Origin of the sequence: Cupriavidus sp. SK-4 (genome assembly GCF_000611125.1) — a bacterium.
GTDB classification, from domain to species: Bacteria; Pseudomonadota; Gammaproteobacteria; order Burkholderiales; family Burkholderiaceae; genus Cupriavidus; species Cupriavidus necator.
In genome coordinates, this window is record NZ_JFJW01000173.1 from 1 (window position 1) to 21,736 (window position 21,736).

The 21,736-nt window shown below is 67.6% G+C and carries 21 protein-coding genes; 4 read left to right on the top strand and 17 right to left on the bottom strand.

Translation table 11 applies throughout. From position 1 onward, the window contains the following. From CF68_RS32835 to CF68_RS32865, 7 genes are all read right to left on the bottom strand, one after another. Positions 1-172, bottom strand: a 172-nt coding sequence (locus CF68_RS32835) for an ATP-binding cassette domain-containing protein (protein ID WP_035827305.1), incomplete at its 3' end; no start/stop codon positions are given. A gap of 49 nt (positions 173-221) precedes the next feature. Then, entirely contained in the window at positions 222-911 is a 690-nt protein-coding gene (locus CF68_RS32840; protein ID WP_013952149.1) for a DUF2848 domain-containing protein, read from the bottom strand. Positions 912-978: 67 nt separating this feature from the next. Next, positions 979-2,205, bottom strand: coding sequence for an ABC transporter substrate-binding protein (locus CF68_RS32845; protein WP_051591802.1), 1,227 nt, complete (start codon positions 2,203-2,205; stop codon positions 979-981). 47 nt (positions 2,206-2,252) lie between these two features. Beyond that, positions 2,253-3,596, bottom strand: coding sequence for an amidase (locus CF68_RS32850; RefSeq protein WP_035827308.1), 1,344 nt, complete (start codon positions 3,594-3,596; stop codon positions 2,253-2,255). Between the two features lie 2 nt (positions 3,597-3,598). Next, a complete protein-coding gene (locus tag CF68_RS32855) occupies positions 3,599-3,979 on the bottom strand; it encodes a cupin (protein ID WP_010812510.1) in 381 nt (126 codons plus the stop codon). 45 nt (positions 3,980-4,024) lie between these two features. After that, positions 4,025-5,509, bottom strand: a complete 1,485-nt coding sequence (locus CF68_RS32860; RefSeq protein ID WP_035827311.1) for a 4-hydroxyphenylacetate 3-hydroxylase family protein — start codon at positions 5,507-5,509, stop codon at positions 4,025-4,027. Between the two features lie 36 nt (positions 5,510-5,545). After that, on the bottom strand, positions 5,546-6,091 hold the full coding sequence (locus CF68_RS32865; RefSeq protein ID WP_035827314.1) for a flavin reductase family protein: 546 nt from the start codon (positions 6,089-6,091) through the stop codon (positions 5,546-5,548). Positions 6,092-6,461: 370 nt separating this feature from the next. Between CF68_RS32865 and CF68_RS32870 the strand changes: the two genes are divergently transcribed. Next, positions 6,462-7,685 carry an IscS subfamily cysteine desulfurase gene (locus CF68_RS32870; RefSeq protein ID WP_035827316.1) on the top strand — a complete coding sequence of 408 codons (1,224 nt, stop codon included), beginning with the start codon at positions 6,462-6,464 and terminating at the stop codon, positions 7,683-7,685. Here the strand turns inward: CF68_RS32870 and CF68_RS32875 are convergent. Then, a complete protein-coding gene (locus tag CF68_RS32875) occupies positions 7,682-8,224 on the bottom strand; it encodes a MarR family winged helix-turn-helix transcriptional regulator (RefSeq protein ID WP_035827318.1) in 543 nt (180 codons plus the stop codon). The genes CF68_RS32870 and CF68_RS32875 overlap by 4 nt on opposite strands. Positions 8,225-8,335: 111 nt before the next feature. On the opposite strand from CF68_RS32875, the gene CF68_RS32880 reads away from it, so the two are divergent. Continuing rightward, the gene (locus CF68_RS32880) at positions 8,336-8,917 is read left to right on the top strand and encodes a nuclear transport factor 2 family protein (protein WP_035827321.1); all 582 of its coding nucleotides are present in this window, start codon (positions 8,336-8,338) and stop codon (positions 8,915-8,917) included. A 10-nt stretch (positions 8,918-8,927) separates the two neighbouring features. Here CF68_RS32880 and CF68_RS32885 read toward each other — a convergent pair whose 3' ends face one another. Both CF68_RS32885 and CF68_RS32890 read right to left on the bottom strand, forming a co-directional pair. After that, entirely contained in the window at positions 8,928-10,100 is a 1,173-nt protein-coding gene (locus tag CF68_RS32885) for a M20 aminoacylase family protein (protein ID WP_035827329.1), read from the bottom strand. A gap of 25 nt (positions 10,101-10,125) precedes the next feature. Then, positions 10,126-11,469 carry a DUF3100 domain-containing protein gene (locus tag CF68_RS32890; protein WP_035827332.1) on the bottom strand — a complete coding sequence of 448 codons (1,344 nt, stop codon included), beginning with the start codon at positions 11,467-11,469 and terminating at the stop codon, positions 10,126-10,128. Between the two features lie 188 nt (positions 11,470-11,657). On the opposite strand from CF68_RS32890, the gene CF68_RS32895 reads away from it, so the two are divergent. After that, positions 11,658-12,578 (top strand): LysR family transcriptional regulator, encoded by a 921-nt coding sequence (locus CF68_RS32895; RefSeq protein ID WP_035827334.1) that lies wholly within the window; start codon positions 11,658-11,660, stop codon positions 12,576-12,578. A 3-nt stretch (positions 12,579-12,581) separates the two neighbouring features. On the opposite strand, the gene CF68_RS32900 is transcribed toward CF68_RS32895, so the two are convergent. From CF68_RS32900 to CF68_RS32930, 7 genes are all read right to left on the bottom strand, one after another. After that, positions 12,582-13,580, bottom strand: coding sequence for a tripartite tricarboxylate transporter substrate binding protein (locus tag CF68_RS32900; RefSeq protein ID WP_035827335.1), 999 nt, complete (start codon positions 13,578-13,580; stop codon positions 12,582-12,584). 30 nt (positions 13,581-13,610) lie between these two features. Further along, complete coding sequence (locus tag CF68_RS32905) at positions 13,611-14,855, bottom strand: ABC transporter substrate-binding protein (protein ID WP_035827337.1); 1,245 nt, start codon at positions 14,853-14,855, stop codon at positions 13,611-13,613. Positions 14,856-14,935: 80 nt separating this feature from the next. Further along, a complete protein-coding gene (locus tag CF68_RS32910; RefSeq protein WP_051591803.1) occupies positions 14,936-16,042 on the bottom strand; it encodes a tripartite tricarboxylate transporter substrate binding protein in 1,107 nt (368 codons plus the stop codon). Positions 16,043-16,118: 76 nt separating this feature from the next. Next, complete coding sequence (locus CF68_RS32915) at positions 16,119-16,847, bottom strand: SDR family oxidoreductase (RefSeq protein ID WP_035827343.1); 729 nt, start codon at positions 16,845-16,847, stop codon at positions 16,119-16,121. A gap of 35 nt (positions 16,848-16,882) precedes the next feature. Then, a complete protein-coding gene (locus CF68_RS32920) occupies positions 16,883-18,055 on the bottom strand; it encodes an acyl-CoA dehydrogenase family protein (RefSeq protein ID WP_035827346.1) in 1,173 nt (390 codons plus the stop codon). Beyond that, positions 18,049-19,671 (bottom strand): AMP-binding protein, encoded by a 1,623-nt coding sequence (locus CF68_RS32925; RefSeq protein WP_035827348.1) that lies wholly within the window; start codon positions 19,669-19,671, stop codon positions 18,049-18,051. Before CF68_RS32925 ends, CF68_RS32920 begins: the two co-directional genes overlap by 7 nt. A 12-nt stretch (positions 19,672-19,683) precedes the next feature. Continuing rightward, positions 19,684-20,772, bottom strand: a complete 1,089-nt coding sequence (locus CF68_RS32930) for a cyclase family protein (protein ID WP_084187583.1) — start codon at positions 20,770-20,772, stop codon at positions 19,684-19,686. A gap of 142 nt (positions 20,773-20,914) precedes the next feature. Between CF68_RS32930 and CF68_RS32935 the strand changes: the two genes are divergently transcribed. Next, positions 20,915-21,715 (top strand): IclR family transcriptional regulator, encoded by an 801-nt coding sequence (locus CF68_RS32935; RefSeq protein WP_051591804.1) that lies wholly within the window; start codon positions 20,915-20,917, stop codon positions 21,713-21,715. The last annotated feature ends 21 nt before the right edge of the window (positions 21,716-21,736 follow it).

Sequence of the window (21,736 nt, forward strand, 5' to 3'; positions counted from 1 at the left end):
GCTCCAGGAACTTGGTGAGCAGGTTGAAGCAAGTCGTCTTGCCGGCGCCGTTGGGGCCGATTAAGGCATGGATCGACCCGCGGCGTACCCGCAGGTTGACGTCGCTCACCGCGGTAAAGCCGCGGAAGGCCTTGCCGAGGTTGCGGGTCTCTAGTATCAGGTCGTGGTGCATGGCCGTGACTCCGTGGCGCTGCCGTGGCAGTGGGGATGGCGCGGCATGCTCAGCCCGCCACGGGCAGCGCAGCGACCGCGTAGGCGTGGCGCAGCGTGCGCCCCAGCACCGGGTCTTCCAGCTCGATCTCGAAGCGCTCGGCCGGGCGGATGCCGCCGATCGCGGGCAGTGTTCCGCACAGCATCGCAGAGCCTTCGCCGAACTCGCCGCCATGGCCGCAGAAGCGCTGCAGCAGGTCCGCCGGGGAGCGCATGGCGGTCACCGGGCCTTCCTGGTACAGCACGCGCTCGCCGTCGATGGTGGCGTAGGAGCGCAGCACCAGTTGGTCCCAGTGGCCTTCCACCTCGGAAAGGCGCCACAAGGCCGATGCACAGGGCTTCTCGCACATCTGCTTGGACACGGTGATGCCGTAGGTCTCGGCTTCGCGGTCGGTATGGTCCGAGGCAATGCCCACCAGGATGTCATCGCCGTCCCGGACCAGCAGGAACTCGGCTTCGCCGCTGCTGGCCTCGCCGCTGACCTGGATCTCCGGGGCCGGCCCCAGGCGTTGCGCAGCCACACGGTAGAACACCGGGGTATAGGGCGGGCGCTTGACGCCCAGTTCTTCCAGTTCCCGGATGTGGGCTTCCATGGCTTCGACGTCGCGGCCGGTCCAGCCCGCCACGATGAGCTGGTGGATGGTGACGGTGCGTTGCGACTTGCCCTGGCGGCTGTCGAGTTCAAAGGTAAGGGTCTTCATGATCGGTTGCTCTCTGCAATGGGGTGGAGCGCCGGCTGGAATGCCGACCTCGGTGAGGGATATGGGCTTACTTCCTGACCAGCGGGCAGGCGCTGGCGCTGAGCGGGCGGAACGCCTCGCTCGCGGGGATCACGGTCTTGATCTTGTAGTAGTCCCACGGCCGCTTCGACTCCTGCGGCCGCTTCACTTCGACCAGGTACATGTCGTGCACCATCAGGCCATCGGCGCGGATCGTGCCGCTCTTCGCGAAGAAGTCATTGACCGGGGTCTCTCGCATGCGCGCCAGCACGGCATCGCTGTCGTCGGTGCGCGCGGCCTGGATCGCTTTCAGATAGTGAGTGGTCGACGAGTACACGCCGGCATGCACAAGCGTTGGCATGCGTCCGGTCTTCTCGAAGAAGCGCTGCGACCAGGCGCGCGTGGCGTCGTCGCGATCCCAGTAGAACGATGTCGTCAGCGTCATGCCCTGCGCGGCTTGCAGCCCCAGGCTGTGGATGTCGCTGATAAACATGTGCAGCCCGGCCAGTTTCTGCTTGCCCGCGGTGTTGATGCCGAAGTCGGCAGCGGTCTTGATCGCATTGACCGTGTCGGCGCCTGCGTTGGCCAGCCCGATCACCTTCGCGCCCGAGGACTGTCCCTGCAGCAGGTAGGACGACAGGTCGGCGGAGTTGATCGGATGCCTGGCCTTGCCCTTCAGGGTGCCGCCGACACTGGACAGCGCCTCGGTGCCGTCCTTCTCCAGCGACGCGCCCAGGGCGTAGTCGACCGTCAGGAAGTACCAGCTGTTGTCGCCGCGCCGGGCCAGCGCCTTGACCGTGTTGGCGGCAAAGGCGTACGTATCGTACGAATACTGGATGGTGTAGGGCGAGCAGTCTTCATTGCTCAGGCGCGTGGTGCCGGCACCGCTAGCGATGACGATCTTGTGCTTGAGCTTTCCCAGGTTGGACACGGCCAGCGCGACCGAGGACGGCAGCGCGTCCTGGATCACGTCGACCTTCTGGTTGTCGAGCCAGCCGCGCGCCAGCGTGGCGGCGACGTCGGTCTTGTTCTGATGGTCGGCGCTGACCACCTGGATGGGGGCGCCCAGCACCTTGCCGCCGAAATCGTCCACGGCCATCTGCGCGGCCACCACCGAGCCCTTGCCGCCGATGTCGGAGAAGATCGACGACATGTCGGTCAGCACACCGATCTTGACCACGCCGTCGCTGATGGGGGCCGGGTCGGCTGCGGAAGCAGTCGCCGCGAACAGGGTGGCGCAGGCCAGTACGGCGGCGCCGGTACGGATATCAGGCATTGTTGTCTCCACTGTAGTTATGGGTACTTCTGTAGTGCTGCGGGGGCTCAGCCCCGCTCGTGCCTCAATGCCGCCTCGATGCCCATGCCGATGGCCAGCAGCCTGCGGTCGGACAGGTGGCGCCCGAACAGCATCAGTCCCACCGGTGCGTCGCCCAGGCGATGGCACGGGACCGACAGCGCGCACAGGTCGAGCATGTTGGCGATGGCCGGGTTGCGCAGCAGCAGCCGGTTGGTGCTGAAGAAGGCTTCGTCGTCGTCCAGGTTCGCGATGCGCGGCGCCACGACCGGCACGGTGGGCAGGACCACGGCGTCGAAGCCCGCCAGCTCGGCATCGGCCTGCCGGCACAGCTCGCCCCTGCGCTGCAGCATGCGCAGGTAGTCGGCGGCACGCTGCCCGTCAGCCAGCCGGATGCGCGACAGCACGCGCGGGTCATAGCGATCGGCCTGCTCAGCCAGCAGGCTGCCGTGCCAGGCACTGGCTTCCGCTGCGACCAGGCCGCCGTTCGCGCCAATGCCGGCCAGCTGGTCCCAGCTGTCGAAGCTCACGTCCTGCAGCAGCGCGCCCGCCGCGGACAGCCGGCGCAGCGTGCGGCTGAAGACCTCGGCCACCTCGTCCGACGTGCCTTCCAGCACCAGCCCGCTGGGCACCGCCAGGCGCAGCCCGGCCAGCGGCGCCGGCCCCGCGGGCGGCGCCTCGCCTGCCATCACGGCATCAATGGCGGCGCAGCACGCCACGGTGTTGGCCAGGCAGCCCACCGAGTCATAGCTGGGCGACAGCGGCACCGTGCCCTGCAGCGGCACGCGCCGCGCCGTGGGCTTGAAGCCAGCGATGCCGCACAATGCCGCCGGGATCCGGCACGAACCGCCGGTGTCCGAGCCGATCGCCGCCAGGGCCATGCCGTCGGTCACCGACACCGCAGCGCCTGACGACGAGCCGCCCGGAATGCGGCCGGCTCGCCGGTCGTAGGGATTGCGTGGGGTGCCGTAGTGCGGATTGATGCCGACGCCCGAGTAGGCGAACTCGGTCATATTGGTGCGTCCGACAAACACCGCCCCCGCCGCACGCAAGCGCGCGATGGCCGGCGCGTCGGCACTGGCCGCACGCTCCGGCAGCACACGTGCGCCGGCGCGGGTCACGTCGCCCTGCACGTCGAACAGGTCCTTGACGGATACCGGCACGCCCGCCAGCGGCCCGGCCACGCCTTGCTCGCGCAGCATGTCGCTGGCCTGGGCCTGCTTGCGCGCCGCCATGCTCACGCCATGCGGGAATACGCGCGCGCCTTCGCTGCCGGGATTGCAGATACGTTCGACGCATGACGCCAGCAGGGACAGCGCGTTGGCACTGCCCGCGGCAAGCTGGCGCTGCGCGGTTGCGATGGTCGCTTCCATGATCAGGCCGGGTCGTAGTAGTGGATCTCCAGCAGCATGCAGCCGCCGTCGGACTTGAACGGGCCGTGGAAGGCGCCGGGCGGGCGGCAGGCGTAGGTGTTGGGGACGAAGGCTTCGCCGCCCTTGCCATTGGCGTCGTTGCCGACAGTCAGGTCGCCGCTGAGCAGGTAGACCTCTTCCCAGTACTCATGCACGAAGGGCGAGGTGGTGAACACGCCGGGCTGGAAGCGCAGCAGGCGCGTACGGCTGCCGCTGCGGCCGTTCTCGTCCAGCGAGCCGGACAGGATCTTCTGCTGGATGCCCGACGGATAGCCGTGGGGGACCTCCCAGCCGGACTCCAGGTCCAGGGTGTGGAACTCGTCGTGAAGTTTGGTGATTGCCATGTCGATCTCCGTGTTCGATGCGGGAATTGGGAAAGGTGCGGGAAGTCAGGCGGCCTGCGGCAGCTTGGCCAGTTCGCTTTCAAGGGAATAGCTGCCGAGCATGTTGTCGACCAGGCCGGATGCGTTCTGCCAGTCGTAGGTGCGATAGGCATGGCCCTTGGTGACGAAGGTGGCGCCGGCATAGAACATCTCGTACTGGTTGTGGCGCGACGCAAACTCGGAGCCGACCGCGTCCCAGGCGAGCTTGAAGAACTTGACGCGCTCTTCCGGGCTGCACACCGGCGACTTCTGCGTCTTGGCGATGATCCCGGCGAGGGACGGATTGGCGAAATCCTCGATGCTCGACGGCAGCATGATCATGCCGCCGCCGGCCAGCTCGCGCAGCGTGGCCAGCACCTTGCCGTAGAGCTGCTGGGTCACCACCTGCGAGCCGTACAGCATGCTGCGGTCCGGCGCGAAGTAGCCGTGCTTGCCGACCTGGCCCTTGGCTTCCATCCCGTAGACCCAGGCCTCGACCATGCCCGCCTCTGCGGCCAGCTGGCCCAGCATTTCCCTGACCTGCGGGAAGCTGCTGGTGCCGTTGATCTCGGTGATGCGGTGCGCCAGGCCCACCAGGAAGCGCAGCTTCACCATCAGCCGCACCTGGCACTGGTAGTTCTGGTAGACGTGCGCCGGCGTGGCGTGGAATTGCCTGGCGCACAAGCCCACGTCGCCCGCGACGAAGATGCGCTCCCACGGCACCTTGACGTCGTCGAAATAGATCACCGCGTCGTTCTCGTCAAAGCGGCTGGCCAGCGGGTTGTCGAACACCGAGGTGGCATTAGCTTCATACGACTTGCGCGACATCACCTTCAGCCCCTTGGTGTTCATCGGCACCGCGAAGGACAGCGCATACATCTCGTCGCCCTCGCGCAGCGGCTGGATGCAGCTGCAGAAGACCTCGTTGGCCATGATGCCGCTGGTGGCCAGCATCTTGGCGCCGCGCACGGTGATGCCTTCCGCGTCCTGGTCGACGATGCCCACGGCCAGGTACTTGTCTTCCTGCTCGTGCGCGGACTTGGACTGGTTGGCCTGCGGGTTGACGATCACATAGGTGAGGAACAGGTCATTGTCGCGGGCATAGCGGTAGTAGTCGCGCAGCGCGCCGGCACGTGCCGGATCGGCCTGCTCGAAGACATCGATGCCCATGTACATGCCCGAGATGCAAGAGGCCACGTGGTCGGGCGAGCGGCCCATGAAGCCGTAGTGCAGCTCGGTCCAGGCTTCCAGCATCTGGCGGCGTTCGACCAGTTCGTTGTAGCTGGTCGGCAGCTCCCAGATCCGGCTGACGCGCCGGTCGGTGCCCGCTGGCTGGAAGGTCATCTTGTCGACATTGCCGGGCTGCGCCTGGAAGTCGTAGAGGTTGGCGTAGCTGCGGATCGAGTTGCGGAAGGCCGGGTGGCTGGTGACATCCGTCACCCGCTTGCCGTCCAGGTACACCTCGCGCCCATCGCGCAGCATGACAATGTGCTGATTACCGGTCTTGATCATGTCGTTCTCCTGTGCTGACTGTCTGTTCTTGTGGATTCAGGCGGCGGCCGGGCTGTCTTCCAGTGCCCGGTACTTGCCGCCAAAGAAGATGAGGGGCCGGCCGTCCTGGCGGGCCTGGTGACGGACCACCCGCCCGATAAAGATCACGTGGTCGCCGCCGTCGTGTATGGCATAGGGCTCGCACTCGAAGGTGGCCAGCGCATCGGGAAGCAGCACGTGGCTTTCGCCTTCGTGGTTGCCGAACTCGATTCCCTCCCACTTGCCGGAGTTCGCCCGCGAAAAGCGGTTCGAGATATCCTGCTGCGCCTCGGCCAGCACGTTGACGGCATAGCGCCGCGCGCTGCGCAGGTCGCCCAGGCTCAGGCAGCGGCGGTCCACCGAGAACAGCACCAGCGGCGGGTCCAGCGATACCGAGTTGAACGACGCCACCGTGATGCCGACCGGCAGCCCTTCTTCGCGCGGCGCGGTAATCACGGCAACGCCTGTTGCAAACATCGCCAACGCATTCCTGAAGCGGCGGTGCGCTTCTGCGTCCGCTTCGGCGTCCGCTTTGACGCCCTGACCAACAGATGACTCAGCCATCACGACTCCTACACAAGTGTTCTCACCAAACCTGTTACTTTGTTTATTTACCTTTGAAACTTAGGTTTTATTGAATGCTATAAAACAACGCCATTCAAGCTGGTGGAAACCCTAGAGGGCGGAGCCGAACAGCCTCCCGAGGCGACTCAATGAAGTCCGGAAACCCTTTCTGGACAAGGCTTTCCGGCTAGCGAACAGGTGGCGCCACGCGGCCGGAATTGCAGCTGTCCGCGCGTCAAGCAACCCTACCGGCAGCATGGCGCTGCCGCGAACGGCCGCTACCCGGTGCTAGACTCGGCCCCACTTTCCTTGACCAGCGGGTACGCTTTGCCCACGGTCGTCCCCACATCCGCCTCCAGGAATGAGCGCTATGCAATCCGAGCCGAAGACCCTTCCGATCTACATGGACTACAGCGCGACGACACCGGTCGACACCCGGGTCGTCGAGAAGATGGTTCCCTACCTGCACCAGCAGTTCGGCAACCCCGCATCGCGCAGCCATTACTACGGCTGGCAGGCGGAAGAGGCAGTCGAGGCCGCGCGCGCGCATGTGGCGGCGCTGCTGAATGCGGACCCGCGCGAGATCATCTGGACCTCCGGCGCGACCGAGGGCAACAACCTGGCGATCAAGGGCGCGGCGCATTTCTATCGCGGCAAGGGCAACCACATCATCACCGTCAAAACCGAGCACAAGGCCGTGCTCGATACCTGCCGCGAGCTGGAACGGCAGGGCTTTGAGGTGACCTATCTCGACGTCGGCACCGACGGCCTGGTCGACCTTGACGCGCTGCGAGCGGCCATGCGGCCGGACACCATCCTGGTTTCGGTGATGATGGTCAACAATGAGATCGGCGTGATCCAGCCAGTTGCGCAGATCGGCGAGCTATGCCGCGCGGCGGGGGTGGTGTTCCATTGCGATGCGGTGCAGGCCGCCGGCAAGATCGCCATCGACCTGGATACCCTGAAGATCGACCTGCTCACCGTGACGGCGCACAAGGTCTATGGCCCGAAAGGCATCGGCGCGCTCTACGTGCGGCGCAAGCCGCGCATCCGCATCGAGGCGCAGATCCACGGCGGCGGGCATGAGCGCGGCATGCGCTCAGGCACCCTGCCAACGCACCAGATCGTGGGCATGGGCGAGGCCTTCAGGCTGGCAAAGCTGGAACTTGCGGAGGAAGCACGCCGCGTGGGCGCGTTGCGCGACCGGTTGCTGGCGGGGCTGTCGCGGCTGGACGAGGTCTACGTCAACGGCAGCCTGGCGCACCGTATCCCGCACAACCTGAACATCAGCTTCAACTATGTCGAAGGCGAGTCCCTGATCATGGGCATCAAGGACGTGGCGGTGTCGTCGGGCTCGGCCTGCACCTCGGCTTCACTGGAGCCCTCGTTCGTGCTGCGGGCGCTGGGCCGCAGCGACGAGCTGGCACATAGCTCGATCCGCTTTACGCTTGGGCGCTACACCACCGAGGCAGAGGTGGACGAGGTCATCCGGCAGGTCAGCGAGACCGTTACCCGCCTGCGTGAACTGAGCCCGCTATGGGAGATGCACCAGGAGGGCATCGATGTCGGCACGGTGCAGTGGGCCGCGCACTAGCCCTTCTGCCGGCGCGCCTGCAGATGTTCGAGATCCAGCGCGGCGCGATCGCCGTTGGCGACCAGCCGGTCGACCACCGAACACAGCACCTTGAATTCGGTGCGGGAAACGCCGTCGAACAATACGTCGTTGATCTGCTGCTGCACTGGCAGCAGTTCATTGAGCAGACGCGTCCCGGCGGCGGTGATGGTCAGACGCATCTTGCGCTTGTCTTCGGGATGGGCCTTCTTGTCGATCAGCCCCAGCTTCTTGAGCTTGCCGGTCTCGATGGTGATGAACGGGCCGCTCAGGTGCAGATGGTCGGCGAGCTGGTTGACCGTCACCTCGCCTTGCTGCGACAGGTGCAGGATCGAGCGGATCAGCGAGTACTGGACCCCCGTCAGGCCGATCAGGCTGCCAAAGCCGTCGCGCACGGACAGCAGGCGCGCGGCAAATGGCAGCAGGCCATTCACCAGGTGCCGGAATTCACGGTCCGAGCCGTCGACCAGGCACGCCGAATGCGTTACGGTCAGGTTCTTATTTGCAGGAGTCGTTGCCATCGGCGGTATGTCCACTTAGCTTTTGATACAAGCTTTGTGCCAAATTCTAACAAACTCGCCGCAACACCCCGCCCCCCCCCGCGCCTTTCAACCCATACCCCCGAGTCCAGCATGAACACAATCCCGCTCGCCACCGCCAAAGCCCGGCTGGCCCAATACGTCGAGGCCAAGGACAACAATCGTCCGTCGCTGATCCACGAAGCCTTCGCTCCGGATGCGTCGCTGACCTTCTCGATCGATACCGACTCCATCAGCTTCCCGCCCAAGGCCGAAGGCGCGGATGCCATTGCCGCGACGCTGGTCAGCGAGTTTGCGAAGACGTTCGACCGCTGCCGGACCTACTACATCGGCGACGTTGCGGCGGCGCTGGACGGCAACGCCATGACGATCCCCTGGCTGGTGGTGATGCGGGAAACCGCGGCCAGCGCCTTGCGCGTCGGCAAGGGCTATTACCGCTGGGGCTTTACCGCCGGCGATGACGGCACGTACCGTATCGCCAGCCTGCATATCCATATCGAACGGATGGACACGATCGCCGATCCCGGCGAAGTCACGCTGGCGGCCTTGCAGGCGGCACTGCCCTATCCCTGGCTGCCGGCGCCGGTGCTGGCTGCCAGCATCGAAGCGCAAGCCAGCGCACAACCCGCGCTGGGGTTCCTGAATGTGTTCGCGCAAGCGGCCCGCATGCCCTGACGGGCGCGGGTCATCTGGCCGGCAATTGCTGCGCGACCAGCGCTACCCAATACGCCGCGCCAAGCGGCAGGATCTTGTCATTGAAGTCGTAGTAGGGATTGTGCAGCGGCGGATCCTCGGCGCTTTCACCCGCGCCGATGCCGATATAGGCGCCGGGGCGCTTTTCCAGCATGAAGGCGAAGTCCTCCGATCCCATTGCCGGCTTGATTTCGGTCTTCACGTTGTCGGCGCCCACCAGTTGGGCGGCGGCGGCAATGGCAGCGTCGGTTTCGGCGGGGGTGTTGACCACGCCGGGGTAGCCGGGGCGGTAGTCAATCGCGATCCGCGCGCCGTGGGTCGTGCCCACGCCCTCGCAGATCTGCCGCATCGCGGTCTGCGTGCGGTCGCGCACCGCGGGGTTCAGCGTGCGGATGGTGCCGCGCAGCACCACCGACTCAGGCAGCACGTTCCAGGTATCGCCGCCGTGGATCTGCGTGATGCTGACCACGACCGAATCGGTGGGATCGGTGCGGCGGCTGGCAATGGTCTGCAGCGCGGTGACCAGGTGCGCGGACACGACCACGGAATCGATGCCGTGGTGCGGCTGGGCGCCATGTGCGCCCTTGCCGGTGACGACGATCTCGAAGTTGTCGAGGAACGCGGTCATGGTGCCGGCGCGGATGGCGAACTTGCCGCGCGGCAACTGGGGGAAGTTGTGCATGCCATAGACGGCATCGGCTGGGAACTGGTCGAACAGGCCCTCTTCCACCATCACGCGGCCGCCGCCTTCATTCTCCTCGGCGGGCTGGAACACGAAATGCACCGTGCCGCGGAAGGCATCGCGGTGGCGCGACAGGTGCGCGGCCGCGCCCAGCAGCATGGCGGTATGGCCGTCGTGGCCGCACGCGTGCATCTTGCCCGCGCAGGTGGAAGCGTGGGCGGCCTTGCCCAGTTCCTGCATGTTCAGCGCATCCAGGTCCGCGCGCAGCGCGATGCTGGGGCCGTCGCCGTTGCGCAGGGTGCCGACCACGCCCGTCGTCGCCAGCCCCCGCCGCACGTCGATGTCCATCAAACCCAGCGCCTGCGCCACGATGCCGGCGGTGCGGTGTTCTTCGAATGCGGTTTCCGGAACAGCGTGGATGTCGCGGCGCCAGGCCAGCATGTCCTGGCGGATGTCGTCGGCAATGTCGGGGTCGCGGTACATGGGTAATCCCTGCTACGGGTGGGGTTCAGTGGAAGAACTCGGCAATCAGCGTGGCGCCGAGGAAGGTACCGGCCGTTGCCGTCAGCGACACCACCACGATGCGCCAGCCAAGCAGCCGGAACACCGGCAGGTCCTTGGCCACCGAGAAGCCCCCCAGCGCCAGCACCGGCGTTGTGAAGGTCATGAAATTGAGTTTTTCCGTCATGGCGATGACGGCATCGGAGAACGGGAACATCCCCGGCACGCCGATCAGCGTGACCACCACCGACATCGTCAGCAGCAGCGGCACGCGCGGGAACACGCGCTTGAGCAGGTCGCAGGCCGCCACGATGGCAATGGCCACCAGGATGCCCTTGAGCGATACCGACAGCGGCACGTTGTATGACAGCTTGTTGCCGACCAGCACGCCGGCGCCGACCACGAACCAGCCCAGCGCGGCATCCCGCGCCGAGGTGCCATGCGCCAGCGCGCCATCGAGCTTGACGTCCTGCACCTCGCGCATGGCGTCACGGCGCGAGAAGCGGCCCAGTACCGGCTCCAGCTTGCCGTACAGCCATGAGCACAGCGGCAGCGACAGGAACAGCGTGAAATAGAAGCCGGCCACCGAGGTCAGCAGGTTCGACGCCGCGGCAATCGCCATGATCTCGGAAGCCTGCCCGGGGTGCTGCGCGACGATGGCGCCGACGGCCGCCGCCATCAGGCTGCCCGACCCCACGCCGGCACCCATGGCCAGCGAGCGCGGATCGAAGATACCCAGGCTGCTGACAAACCCCGACAGCACCGCGATGAAGAGCGCGCCCAGCACGGTGCCGGTGATGTACTCGGCCAGCACGCCGCGGCCTTCCGGCGACGCCATGCCGTATTTCTCGCCGATGATGGCGATATTGCCCTCGCGCCCCACCGAGAAGGTCGCGCCGACGGCCTCGCGCTTGATGCCGAGCAGCAAGGCCAGCGGCAGGCCCAGCGCCAGCGTCCCGAGCGCGTGCCCGAACTCCTGGAACAGCAGCGCCCAGCCTGCGCCCTTGAGCTGCGGCAGCGCGCCGCCCACGGTCAGGCCGAGCTTCACCACGAACAGCAGCAGCCCGGCATTGAGCAGCCCGGTGGCAAGCGATTGCAGCGGCGCGTCGATGCGCACCGCGCGCGGCACGTTCCTGGCCGCGATGCCCCACGCCGCGGCCATCAGCAGCGCCCACAGCATCGGCATCAGCACGACCTTGCCGGGCCCCAGCTTGAACTGCACCGCGCCAATGGTTTCGGCAATCGCCACCACGGCCAGCGTGACAACGGCCAGTCGTACCTTGCCACTGCCGGTGACGGCGGCAATCGGGGAAGCGGACGCAAGCGCCGGCTGGGCAATGGGATTGGTCATTAGTGTCTCCGCAGGAAGGCTGCTTATGTCGCACAAACGTGCCCTCTTCGGCATTCCGGTTCGATGTTGACCGCTAACCGAGAAGGATCGGGCTAGTATTCCGGCCCCTGAGCGTTTCATCAATGATCGTGATATGGGAAACTTGTTGCATTCAATGCAACGCTCAAGCGGAGTGACACGTGCTTTCGATGGACGACAAACTGGACACGCGGCGCGTGCGCTACTTCATGCAGGTGCTCGACAGCGGCTCGGTCCGCGGCGCCGCCGAAGTCCTCGACATGGACCCCTCAGCCGTCAGCCGGGCCATCGCCGTGCTGGAGAAAGACTGCGGCACGCGCCTGCTGGAGCGGCACGGCCGCGGCGTGGCTGCCACCGAGGCGGGCGATCTGCTGGCCGCCTACGTGCGCAACCAGAACAACCAGAAGCAGCAGTTGCTGGCCGAACTCGACAGCATCCAGAAGGTGGCGCGCGGCCATATCGACATCGTGGCGGGCGAAGGTTTCGTCGAATGGCTGATGCGCCATAGCCTGCGCACCTTCATGCTGGCCCACCCGGGCATCACGGTGGACCTGTCGGTGGGCAGCACCGACGAGATCGTGCAGCGCATTGTCGATGGCAGCGCCCATATCGGGCTGGTGTTCCAGCCGCCCAGGGACGCGCGGCTGCGCTGCCACCACGCCCATCCGATGCCGATCCAGACCCAGGTGCTGGCCTCGCACCCGCTGGCGCAGCTGGGCCGGCCGCTGGACCTGCAGGACCTGCTGCCCTACCCTGGCGCCACCCTGCACCGGACCTTCGGCGTGCGCCAGCACATCGAGGCCGCAGAGATCAGCGAGGGCGTGCGCCTGCAGTCGCTGCTGACCACCTCGTCATTCAATGCGCTGGGGCATTTCGCGGCGGCGGGGCTTGGCTATGTTCTGTGTACACGGCTGGCCCTGGGGAACCAGTTGAATGAGGCCCCCGTGGTATCGCTGCCAATGAAAAACCCCCTGCTTTACCAGGGGGAAATCCAGACCGTGTCGAGCCAGGGCCGGGTGTTGTCGCCGCCGGCGGCACGGCTGCTGCGGCAGATCGTGGCGGATTTCTCGGCGCTGATGACCGGGGAGTAGGCCCTACTCCGCCGTTGCGCCGGAGGCCTTCACCGCCTTGCCCCACTGGTCGCGCTCGCTGCGCATGAAGGCATCGAAGGCTGCCGGCCCCAGCACGCCCGGACGGCCACCCAGCTGTTGCAGCCGCTGGGCAAACTCCTTGCGGGCAAGGATGGCGGCCACCGACCGGTGGACCGCATCGATCAGCGGCTGCGGCGTGCCAGCGCGCGCCACCAGGCCGAACCACCCGGTGACCACGAAGTCGTCCACGCCTGCCTGCGCCATGGTCGGCACCTGCGGCAGCCCGGGCACGCGCTCCGTGCCCGTCACCGCCAGGGCCCTGACGGTGCCCGCGCGCAGCTGACCCTCCGCCGACGGCAGGTTGTCGAACATGAACGCCACCTCTCCCGACATCACCGCCGCCAGGCCCAGGTTGGCGCCCTTGTACGGCACGTGCAGCGCGTCGATGCCGGTGCGCAGCTTGAACAGTTCGCCCGACAGGTGCGTAGTCTGGCCGATGCCGGATGAGCTGAAGGTGAGGCGCCCCGGCTGCGCCGACGCCAGCCGCTTCAGGTCCGCGACGTTGCGCACCGGCGAGTCGGCCTTGACCACCAGCACATTGGAAAACACCAGCACGTCGGCAATGCCGGCCATGTCGGCGGGCGTGTACGGAAGCTTGGGGTACAGGCTGTAGTTGATGGCATTGACGCCGGTATTGCCCATCATCAGCGTGTAGCCGTCCGCCGGGGCCCGCATCAGCGCCTGGGCGCCGACAATGCCACCGCCGCCGGGCCGGTTCTCGACCAGCACCGGCTGGCCCCAGCTGCCAGCCAGTTCCTTGGCAAGCAGCCGCGCGGTGATGTCGCCGCTGCCGCCAGGCGGTCCTGGCACGATCAGCGTGACCGGACGGTCGGGGTAGCCGGCAGCGTGCGTCACGCCGCTGCTGAGCATCGCCAGCAAGGCGATGCCTGCCATGCGCAGCCACGCAAGGCGGGCAGCGTTCCCATACAGGTTTGCATTCATCACGATCTCCTTGGGCAGCCTTGCGCCCGTTCAGCGACGCACCAGCGGACAGCCCGATGCCGCCAGCGGCTTGAAGGCCTTGTCGCCCGGAATGGTGGCCAGCAGCTTGTAGTAGTCCCACGGGTACTTCGATTCGGACGGGCGCTTCACCTCGAACAGGTACATGTCATGCACCATCAGCCCATCGTCGCGGATGCGGCCGTTCTTCGCGTAGAAGTCCGCCACGGGCAGCTCGCGCATCTTGCGCATCACCTCCGGGGCCTCGGTCGAACCGGCGGCCTGCACGGCCTTCAGGTAGTGCAGCACGGACGAGTAGACGGCCGCCTGGCTCATGTTCGGCATGGCCCTGACTTTGTCGAAATAGCGCCGCGAGAAGGCCCGCGTCTGCGCGTTCATATCCCAGTAGAACGCTTCGGACAGGACCATGCCCTGTGCGGTCTGCAGGCCGATGGCATGGACGTCGTTGATATACATCAGCAGGCTGGCCAGCCGCTGCTTGCCGCCGGCACGGATACCGAACTCGCGTGCCGACTTGATGACGTTGACCAGGTCGCCGCCAAAGCTGGCCAGGCCGATCACGCCTGCATCGCTGCCTTGCGCCCGCACCACCGCGGACGAAAAGTCGGACGCGCCCAGCGGGTGGCGTACCTCGCCGGCCACGCTGCCGCCCTCCTGCTCCAGCGCGGCCCGGGCCGCATTGACGATGTCATGGCCGCCAGCGTAGTCGGCCGTGATGAAGTACCAGCGCTTGCCGCCCTGCCTGGCCACGGTACGTGCGACCGAGTTGGCCAGCGCATAGGAGTCGTAGGCGTAATGCACGGAAGTGGCCGAGCACAGGTCGCCGGTCAACCGGTCCGAGGCCGGACCGCTGAGCACCAGCACCTTACCCTTCTCGCGGGCGACGTTGAGCACGGCCAGCGCCGTCGACGAGCCCGTCACGTCATGGATGGCGTCGACCTTGCGCACGTCGAACCATTCGCGCGCCTTGCTGGCGGCAATGTCGGCGCGGCCCTGGTGGTCGGCCACCACCAGCTCCACGTCGCGCCCCAGCACCTTGCCGCCGAAGTCGGCAATCGCAAGCTGGGCCGCCGTGGCGGTGCCCTTGCCGGAGATGTCGGCGTAGACGCCGCTCATGTCCAGGATCAGGCCGATCTTGATGGTCTCGGCGGCGCGCGCGGGCTGCGCCGCCAGGCCCAGCGCGGACCATGCCGCGACGCATACACATGCCGCGGCAAATCGGCGCGCGCGTGCCAGGCCCTGCCATTGAAGTTGCATAGCTGTCTCCTCGCCGTACGATGCGGCGTTGTCGGGTCTTGCGATGGGGTGGCAACGTCTTGCGTCGCTGGTGCGGTCGGCTACCCGGCCATCAGTCCGGTGTCGCGGATCATTGCGGTCCAGCGCTCGCGCTCGGACTGCAGGAACCTGGCATAGCCGGCAATGGTGCCGCCGGTGGGCGTGACCCCCAGCGCTACCATGCGCTCGCGCATCGCGGGCGCGCCGATGGCCGCTGCCGCCGCCGCGTGCAGGCGCTCGGCGACTGGCGCCGGCGTCCCGGCCGGCACGAACAGGCCGTTCCAGATCGGCACGGCATAGCCGGGAAAGCCCAGTTCCGCCACGGTCGGCACGTCGGGCATGCTGGCCGTGCGCTCGGCGCTGATGGTGGCAAGCACGCGCACGCGGCCGTCCTGCACCAGCGGGCGCGTGAATGGCACGGTCATCACGGCCACGTCGATGCGGCCTTCCAGCAGGTCGGCCAGCGCCGGGCTTTCGCCCTTGTACGGCACGTGCACCATCGATACGCCAGCGCGCTTGCTCAGGTATTCGAGCGCGACATGCAGCGGACCAAGCATGCCGGTGGACATGTAGGAAACCGCCCGCGGCCGCTTGCGCGCCGCCGCAAGCAGATCGTCGAGCGAGCGGTACGGGCTGCCGGCGGCGACCGTCAGCACATAGTCGACATTGCAGAGGTAGGCCACCGGCATCAGGTCCCGCACCGGGTCATACGGCAGCGACGGCTGCGTGTAGGCCAGCACGATGTTGGTGCCCACGCCCCCCAGCAGCACGGAATAGCCGTCAGCCGGGCTCTTGGCCACGGCCGTGGCCCCGATGGCCCCCGCCGCACCAACGCGGTTGTCCACCACCATCGGCTGGGCCAGCGAGGACTCCATGGCGCGGCCGAGCAGCCGGCCCAGCGTGTCGGTGGCGCCACCGGGGGCGAACGGAACGACCAGGCGCACCGGCCGGTTCGGATAGGCGCCGGCTCCGGTCGTGGCCAGCGCCGACGTGGCCGGCCAGCCCAGCGGCGCCAGCAGGCCTGCCGACAGGCCGCGCAGCACGCTGCGCCGCCGCGCTGACACACCGCGCTCCCGCGCGCTCCCCTTGCCGCTCGCGGCGCCCACATCATGATCGCCACCCGTGTCGGCGCCGCCTTGGCCGCCGCCCTCTGCATCCAGCACTTTCATGTCGTGTCTCCTCTCTTTGCGTGGCCCGCGCACGGTTCAGTGCCGGCGTCGGGAAATCACTGGCGCCCGGCCCGGCTCAGACCCGGACCGCGCTGACCGTAAGGCCGCCGTCGATATGCAGCGTCTGCCCCGTCATGAACCCGGAACGCTCGTCCAGCAGGAAGGCGATCGCATGCGCGATCTCTTCCGGCGCGCCCACGCGCTGAACCGGCACCGCCGCCATCAGCGCCCGGGTCTTGGGGTCGTCCGGCGGGCTGGCCGTGCGGAACAGCTCGGTGGCGATCGGCCCGGGGGCGATCACGTTCACCGTGATGCCGGACGCCGCCAGTTCCAGCGCCCAGGTGCGGCTCATGCCGATCACCGCGGCCTTGCTCGCGCTGTACGCCGTGCGATTCACCTTGCCCAGCGCCGCGCGCGACGACAGGTTGACGATGCGCCCGGCGCCCTGCGCGCGCATGCCCGGCAGCAGCGCCTGGGCGCACACCAGCGGCGCATTGACATTGACGCGCATCGCGTCGTCCATGTCGGCGAGCGAGGCGTCGGCCAGCGAGGTGGTCGGCGCCATCGCCGCGTTGTTGACAAGCGCATAGAACGGCCCCTGCGCGGCCAGCCGCGACACCAGCGCCCGCGTCTGCGCCAGGTCATTCAGGTCGCAGCAATGAAAGGCCGGGTCGTCAGCCAGGTCTGCCGGCCGGGTCCGTGCCAGGCCAATGGCCTCATAACCGTCCTCGCGCAGGCGCGCCAGCGTGGCGCGCCCGATGCCCTTGCTCGCGCCGGTGACCAGCACGCGTCGTCTTGTAGCCATCGATACTCCTTGTATTAAGAAATGCGGTGCGGTCCCTAGCGCTGTGCGCCCAGCACCTTGCGTCCGATGATCAGCTTCTGGATCTCCGAAGCCCCTTCGTAGATGCGCATCGGCCGCACGTCGCGGAACAGCTGCTCGATCACGCACCCTTGCGTGATCCCGAGCGCGCCGAACAGCTGTACGGCGCTGTCCACCACGCGGAACGCGGCCTCGGTCCCGCCCAGCTTGGCCATCGCGGCCTCGCGGGTGATGGTGGCCTGGCGCACGTCGCGCAGCCACGCGGCGCGATAGACCAGCAGCGCGGCGGCTTCCATGTCCAGCGCCATGTCGGCCACGCGCATGCGCACCGTGTCCATCTCGGCCATGGGCTTGCCGAACAGCGAGCGGCTGCCCATGCGCGCCACGGTCTCGTCCAGCGCGCGGCGCGCGATCCCGACGGCGGCGGCGCCGACCGACGAGCGGAAGATGTCCAGCACCGACATCGCCACCTTGAAGCCGTCGCCCGGCGCACCCAGCAGGTGGGCGGCCGGCACTTCGCAATGGCGCAGGTGCAGCGTGGCCAGAGGGTGCGGCGCGACGATCTCCAGGCTGGTGTCGATGGTCAGCCCGGGGGTGCCGGCTTCGACCAGGAAGGCGGACAGCCCCTTGGCGCCGGGCGCCTGTTCGGAGCGCGCCACGATCACGTAGTAGTCGGCAATGCCGCCGTTGGAGATATACGTCTTGGCGCCGTCCAGCACATAGACATCGCCGCGCCGCGTGGCAGTGGTCGCGGTAGCGGCCACATCCGATCCGCCCTCGGGCTCAGTCAGCGCAAAGGCCGCGATCTGCCCGCCTTGCCGGCAGCCGTCCAGAAAGCGCTCGCGCAAGGCTGCGCTGCCATGCAGCCACAGTGGGGCGGCACCGATGCCTTGCATCGAGAACACAAAATCCGCCAGCGCCGAGCCATACGACAAGGCTTCGCGCACCATGCAAACCGAGCGCAGGTCCAGCGCCGGGCGTGCGTCACCCTGCAGCGTCGGCACCGAGTAGCGCAGCAGCCCGGCCTGGCCCAGCTCGGCGGCCAGGCGGCGGCACTGGGCCGGCAGCGGCAGGGTTTCCAGTTCCGGCGCCAGCGCGGCCTGGCGCTGCTGCCAGTCATCGAGTTCGCGCGCCAGGGCGGCATGGCTGGCGTCGAAGAAGGGAAGATCCCAGTGGGTCCATTTCAGCATCGTGCAGTCTCCTCGGCCGCCAGCATCTGCTGGGCCATCGTGCGCAGTTCGTTCTTGCGGACCTTTTCGCCGTTCGGGCTCGGGGTCACCGGAAAGGCATCGACCCGGAACACGCGGATCGGCACCTTGAACACCGCCAGCTGCGCCTTGCATGCGGCCAGCACCGCAGCCTCGGCATGGGTATAGCCGCTGCCGCCCATGACGAAGGCCACCGGCCGGGCGCTGCCGTGGGCCTCCACGGCGACCACCTGGCACGCAGCGGCGCCGCTGGCCGACAGCACCACCTCTTCGATCTCCAGCGGATTGACCAGGTAGCCGCCGATGCGAAGCACATCGCCGATGCGCGACAGGTGCGTGAAGCCGCCATCGCCGTTCAGGTAGGCCAGGTCGCCGGTACGCAGGTAGCCGTCGTCGGTAAAGGCGGCGGCAGTAGCCGCAGCGTCATCGAGATAGCCAAGCATGACGTCGGGGGTGAGCAGCTCGAGTTCACCGGATTCACCCGGCGGCAGGCACTCGCGGGTCTCCAGCGAGCGCACGCGCACGCGCGCCGCCGGCGCCAGCGGCACGCCGCCCGATTGCTCGCGCCGCGCCAGCGAGGCTTGTGCCGGCTGGCTGGCGAACAGCGCCAGGGTTTCACTCAGGCCATAGCAGCCGCGCATGGCAATGCCGCGCTGCTGCGCCCGCTGCGGCAAAGCCGTCAGCCCCGGCGTGAAGTTGGCATGCCCGTATATGCGCAGCGCCTGCGGCTTCCATTCCGGGCCGCCCACGTCCAGCAGCTTGTCCAGCATGTCGTTGGTGCCGAACATGTGCGTGATGCCGTCCGCCACCAGCAGGCGCGCGGTCTCGGCCGGCTCGAAGTTCTCGACCAGCGTCAGCGGCGCCCGGGCGGCCAGCGCGGTCATGGCAACGGTGTAGCCGAAGGCGCCGCACAGCGGGATCGCCAGCAGCAGCCTGGCGTCGCCGCCCTGCATGGCAAGGGCGGCCGCCACGTCGCCCGCGTGCCGCGCCACCCGGCCCTGGCCATGGACGATCAGCTTGGGCTGGCTGGTGGTGCCGGACGAGGACAGGATGATGCACGCATCGCCGGGCTCGCCGCCTGCAACAGCATCTGGCGCAGCGCCAGCCAGTTCATCCAGGTCAACGCGCGCCACCCGTGGCCACGGGTGCGCCACCGCGCCGGCGCGGTCCGATGGCGCATGCACCGGCGCCTGCAGCAATGGCACCGCAAGCGCAAGCGTGGCCAGGCTGTGCGGCTCCACCGCGCCCATCAGGGCGTCATAGTCCTTGCCCCGGTACGCCGGCATGTAGACCAGCGCCTTGCAGCGGGCACGGCGGATGAAGTCGCCGGCTTCCTTTGCGCCATACCGCATGTTCAGGCTCATGACGCTGGCGCCGATGCGGGCGCAGGCAAAGGCAACGCAAAGCCAGTCCGGCACGTTCGGCAGCCACAGGCCCACCACATCGCCGTGGCCGATGCCATGCCGGCGCAGGCCGCCGGCGATGCGCAAGGCGCGCTCGCGCAGCGCGCCGTACGTGATCGTGCTGCCCTCGAAGCGCAGCGCTACCGCATCGGCAGGCGCGGCGTCGAGCAAGTCGAACAAGGTACGTTCCGCCATGGTCGCCCCCGCTCAGACCGTGCCAACCGGTGTCACCGGCGAGCCCACTGCGCCAGGCAGCCGCAGCGGCGGCGCGGTCAACAGGAAGCGGTTGCGCCCGTTGGCGCGCAGCCATTGCGCCAGGGGTGTCAGGTACCACAGCTCTCCAAACGGCATTCCCAGCTTGAACAGGCACAGCTCATGCAGCGGCAGGAAGGCGCACGGGCCCGCCTGCGGGCGCGCGGGGATGGCCTCCACGCCGTAGTTGTCAGCCACGATGGCGGCGATCCCGCTGTCGATGATCCACTGGTGCAGTTCCGGGTCGCGCCCGTCAAGCGCCGCGCCGAAACGCTCGGCCATGTCCGGCTCAGGCTGGCGGTTGCGCTCCAGCAGCAGTTGCGCAAACCCCGTGTGCAGGCAAAGGATGTCGCCCGGCTCGACCGTCACGCCATCGTCGCGCATGATCTGCGCCAGTTGCCGGTAGCCAACGAGGGTATGCCCGTCGCCAAGGTGCGCGCGCAGGTCCACCATTACCGCGCGGCCCTGCACGCCGTGCTCGGCGATCTTCTCGATGCCAAGCGCCAGTGCGCGCGACTGGCCGTCCAGCGCCGGATCATCGTCCGGCCCCTGCACGTCGACGCCCGCCCGGAAGCCGTTGTAGTAGACCATTTCGCTGACACCGTCGCCATCGGCATCGAAATGCCCGCCCACGTGCGCCAGCGCATCCCATTGCGTCGAGTACTGCAGGAACATGTGCACGCAGTCGTCGCAGACCACGTCGGTGAGGTCGGCGTTTTCGCGCGCCAGCGCGAAGTTCATGCCCAGCCCCAGCGCGCGCGGCGTCGGCTTGATGACGGGCGGGTGGCGCCGCGGGTTCAGCGCATTGCCGCCCGGGAAGTCCAGCGGCAGGCTCAGGCAGAAGCGCAGCCCTTCCCTGACCTCCGCCGCGCCCTGCCTGACCTTTTCAGGTGTGATCAGGTTGAGGCGGCCCAGCTGGTCGTCGGGTCCGAAATCGCCCCAGTTGGATTGCTCGGGCCGCTGCTGCCAGCGCGCGGTACGCCGGGTTGCAGCACCCTCCACCGGCCGGGCATGGGGGGCGTGCACGTACTTGTACTGGGTCATGTCGTCTCCTCTGGAATGGTGGCCACTGGCGTCCCGGTGCCGGGCGCGGCTCCCGGACGCTGGCCGTGGTCTCTGTTTTCTATTCCAGCGGAACGTCGATTACACTACAAGCAATTTTGATTAATCTGATTACATTGTGATCATGACCAAAAATCAGGCTGCCAAGGGGCCGGCGGAAACCGGCGTGGCAGGCACCCAGAGCCTGTCGCGCGCACTGGCGCTGCTCAAGTGCATCGGCGCCGCCCATGAGCGCGGCATCGAACTGGCGGAACTGCTGGTGGCAACCGGGCTGGACCGCAGTACCGCGTTCCGGCTGGTGTCGGGGCTGGTGCATGCGGGCTTTGTCGAGCGCGAGGCAGACACCAAGAAGTACCGCCTCGGCATCGAATCCATGCAGCTTGGCCTGACTGCGATGAGCCGGGCGCCGGTGCTGGTCAGTTGCCGCCCGATGCTGCAGTCGCTGGCCCGCCAGACCGAGGACACGGTGTTCCTGGTCATCCGCAACGGCGACTACGGACACTGCCTGCATATGGAGGAAGGCAGCTACCCGATCAAGGCCCATACCCTGATGGTCGGCAGCCTGCGCCTGCTGGGGATCGGCACCGCCGGGCTGGCCTTGCTGGCCAGGCTGTCCGATGCGGAGATCGACGCGCTATACCGGCGCCATCGCGACGAATACGACGCCGCCGGCCTGACGCGGCTGCGCCTGCTCGAACTGGTGGAGCGCACGCGGCGCCAGGGCTATTCGGAAAGCGAAAACCTGGTGACCGCGGGCGCCGGTGGGGTTGGCGCCGCGTTCGAGATCAGCCAGGGGCACTACGCCGCCTTGAGTGTCGCCTCGGTGATGTCCCGGATGAACAAGACCAGGCGCACATGGGTGGCCGGGTTGGTGCTTGAGGAAGTCCGGAAGGCGGAAATGCAGTTGCGCGCGGCGCTGCAGTGAAACGGTCCGCGCCGCTGAACT

Bases quoted from the DNA above. Each gene is read 5' to 3' on its own strand.
- CF68_RS32850 (WP_035827308.1), bottom strand. From the start codon at position 3,596: ATGGAAGCGACCATCGCAACCGCGCAGCGCCAGCTTGCCGCGGGCAGT.
- CF68_RS32880 (WP_035827321.1), top strand. From the start codon at position 8,336: ATGAACACAATCCCGCTCGCCACCGCCAAAGCCCGGCTGGCCCAATAC.
- CF68_RS32930 (WP_084187583.1), bottom strand. From the start codon at position 20,772: ATGACCCAGTACAAGTACGTGCACGCCCCCCATGCCCGGCCGGTGGAG.
- CF68_RS32910 (WP_051591803.1), bottom strand. From the start codon at position 16,042: ATGAAAGTGCTGGATGCAGAGGGCGGCGGCCAAGGCGGCGCCGACACG.
- CF68_RS32865 (WP_035827314.1), bottom strand. From the start codon at position 6,091: ATGGCTGAGTCATCTGTTGGTCAGGGCGTCAAAGCGGACGCCGAAGCG.
- CF68_RS32935 (WP_051591804.1), top strand. From the start codon at position 20,915: ATGACCAAAAATCAGGCTGCCAAGGGGCCGGCGGAAACCGGCGTGGCA.
- CF68_RS32920 (WP_035827346.1), bottom strand. From the start codon at position 18,055: ATGCTGAAATGGACCCACTGGGATCTTCCCTTCTTCGACGCCAGCCAT.
- CF68_RS32875 (WP_035827318.1), bottom strand. From the start codon at position 8,224: ATGGCAACGACTCCTGCAAATAAGAACCTGACCGTAACGCATTCGGCG.
- CF68_RS32885 (WP_035827329.1), bottom strand. From the start codon at position 10,100: ATGTACCGCGACCCCGACATTGCCGACGACATCCGCCAGGACATGCTG.
- CF68_RS32925 (WP_035827348.1), bottom strand. From the start codon at position 19,671: ATGGCGGAACGTACCTTGTTCGACTTGCTCGACGCCGCGCCTGCCGAT.
- CF68_RS32860 (WP_035827311.1), bottom strand. From the start codon at position 5,509: ATGATCAAGACCGGTAATCAGCACATTGTCATGCTGCGCGATGGGCGC.
- CF68_RS32890 (WP_035827332.1), bottom strand. From the start codon at position 11,469: ATGACCAATCCCATTGCCCAGCCGGCGCTTGCGTCCGCTTCCCCGATT.
- CF68_RS32905 (WP_035827337.1), bottom strand. From the start codon at position 14,855: ATGCAACTTCAATGGCAGGGCCTGGCACGCGCGCGCCGATTTGCCGCG.
- CF68_RS32870 (WP_035827316.1), top strand. From the start codon at position 6,462: ATGCAATCCGAGCCGAAGACCCTTCCGATCTACATGGACTACAGCGCG.
- CF68_RS32855 (WP_010812510.1), bottom strand. From the start codon at position 3,979: ATGGCAATCACCAAACTTCACGACGAGTTCCACACCCTGGACCTGGAG.
- CF68_RS32915 (WP_035827343.1), bottom strand. From the start codon at position 16,847: ATGGCTACAAGACGACGCGTGCTGGTCACCGGCGCGAGCAAGGGCATC.
- CF68_RS32895 (WP_035827334.1), top strand. From the start codon at position 11,658: ATGGACGACAAACTGGACACGCGGCGCGTGCGCTACTTCATGCAGGTG.
- CF68_RS32845 (WP_051591802.1), bottom strand. From the start codon at position 2,205: ATGCCTGATATCCGTACCGGCGCCGCCGTACTGGCCTGCGCCACCCTG.
- CF68_RS32840 (WP_013952149.1), bottom strand. From the start codon at position 911: ATGAAGACCCTTACCTTTGAACTCGACAGCCGCCAGGGCAAGTCGCAA.
- CF68_RS32900 (WP_035827335.1), bottom strand. From the start codon at position 13,580: ATGAATGCAAACCTGTATGGGAACGCTGCCCGCCTTGCGTGGCTGCGC.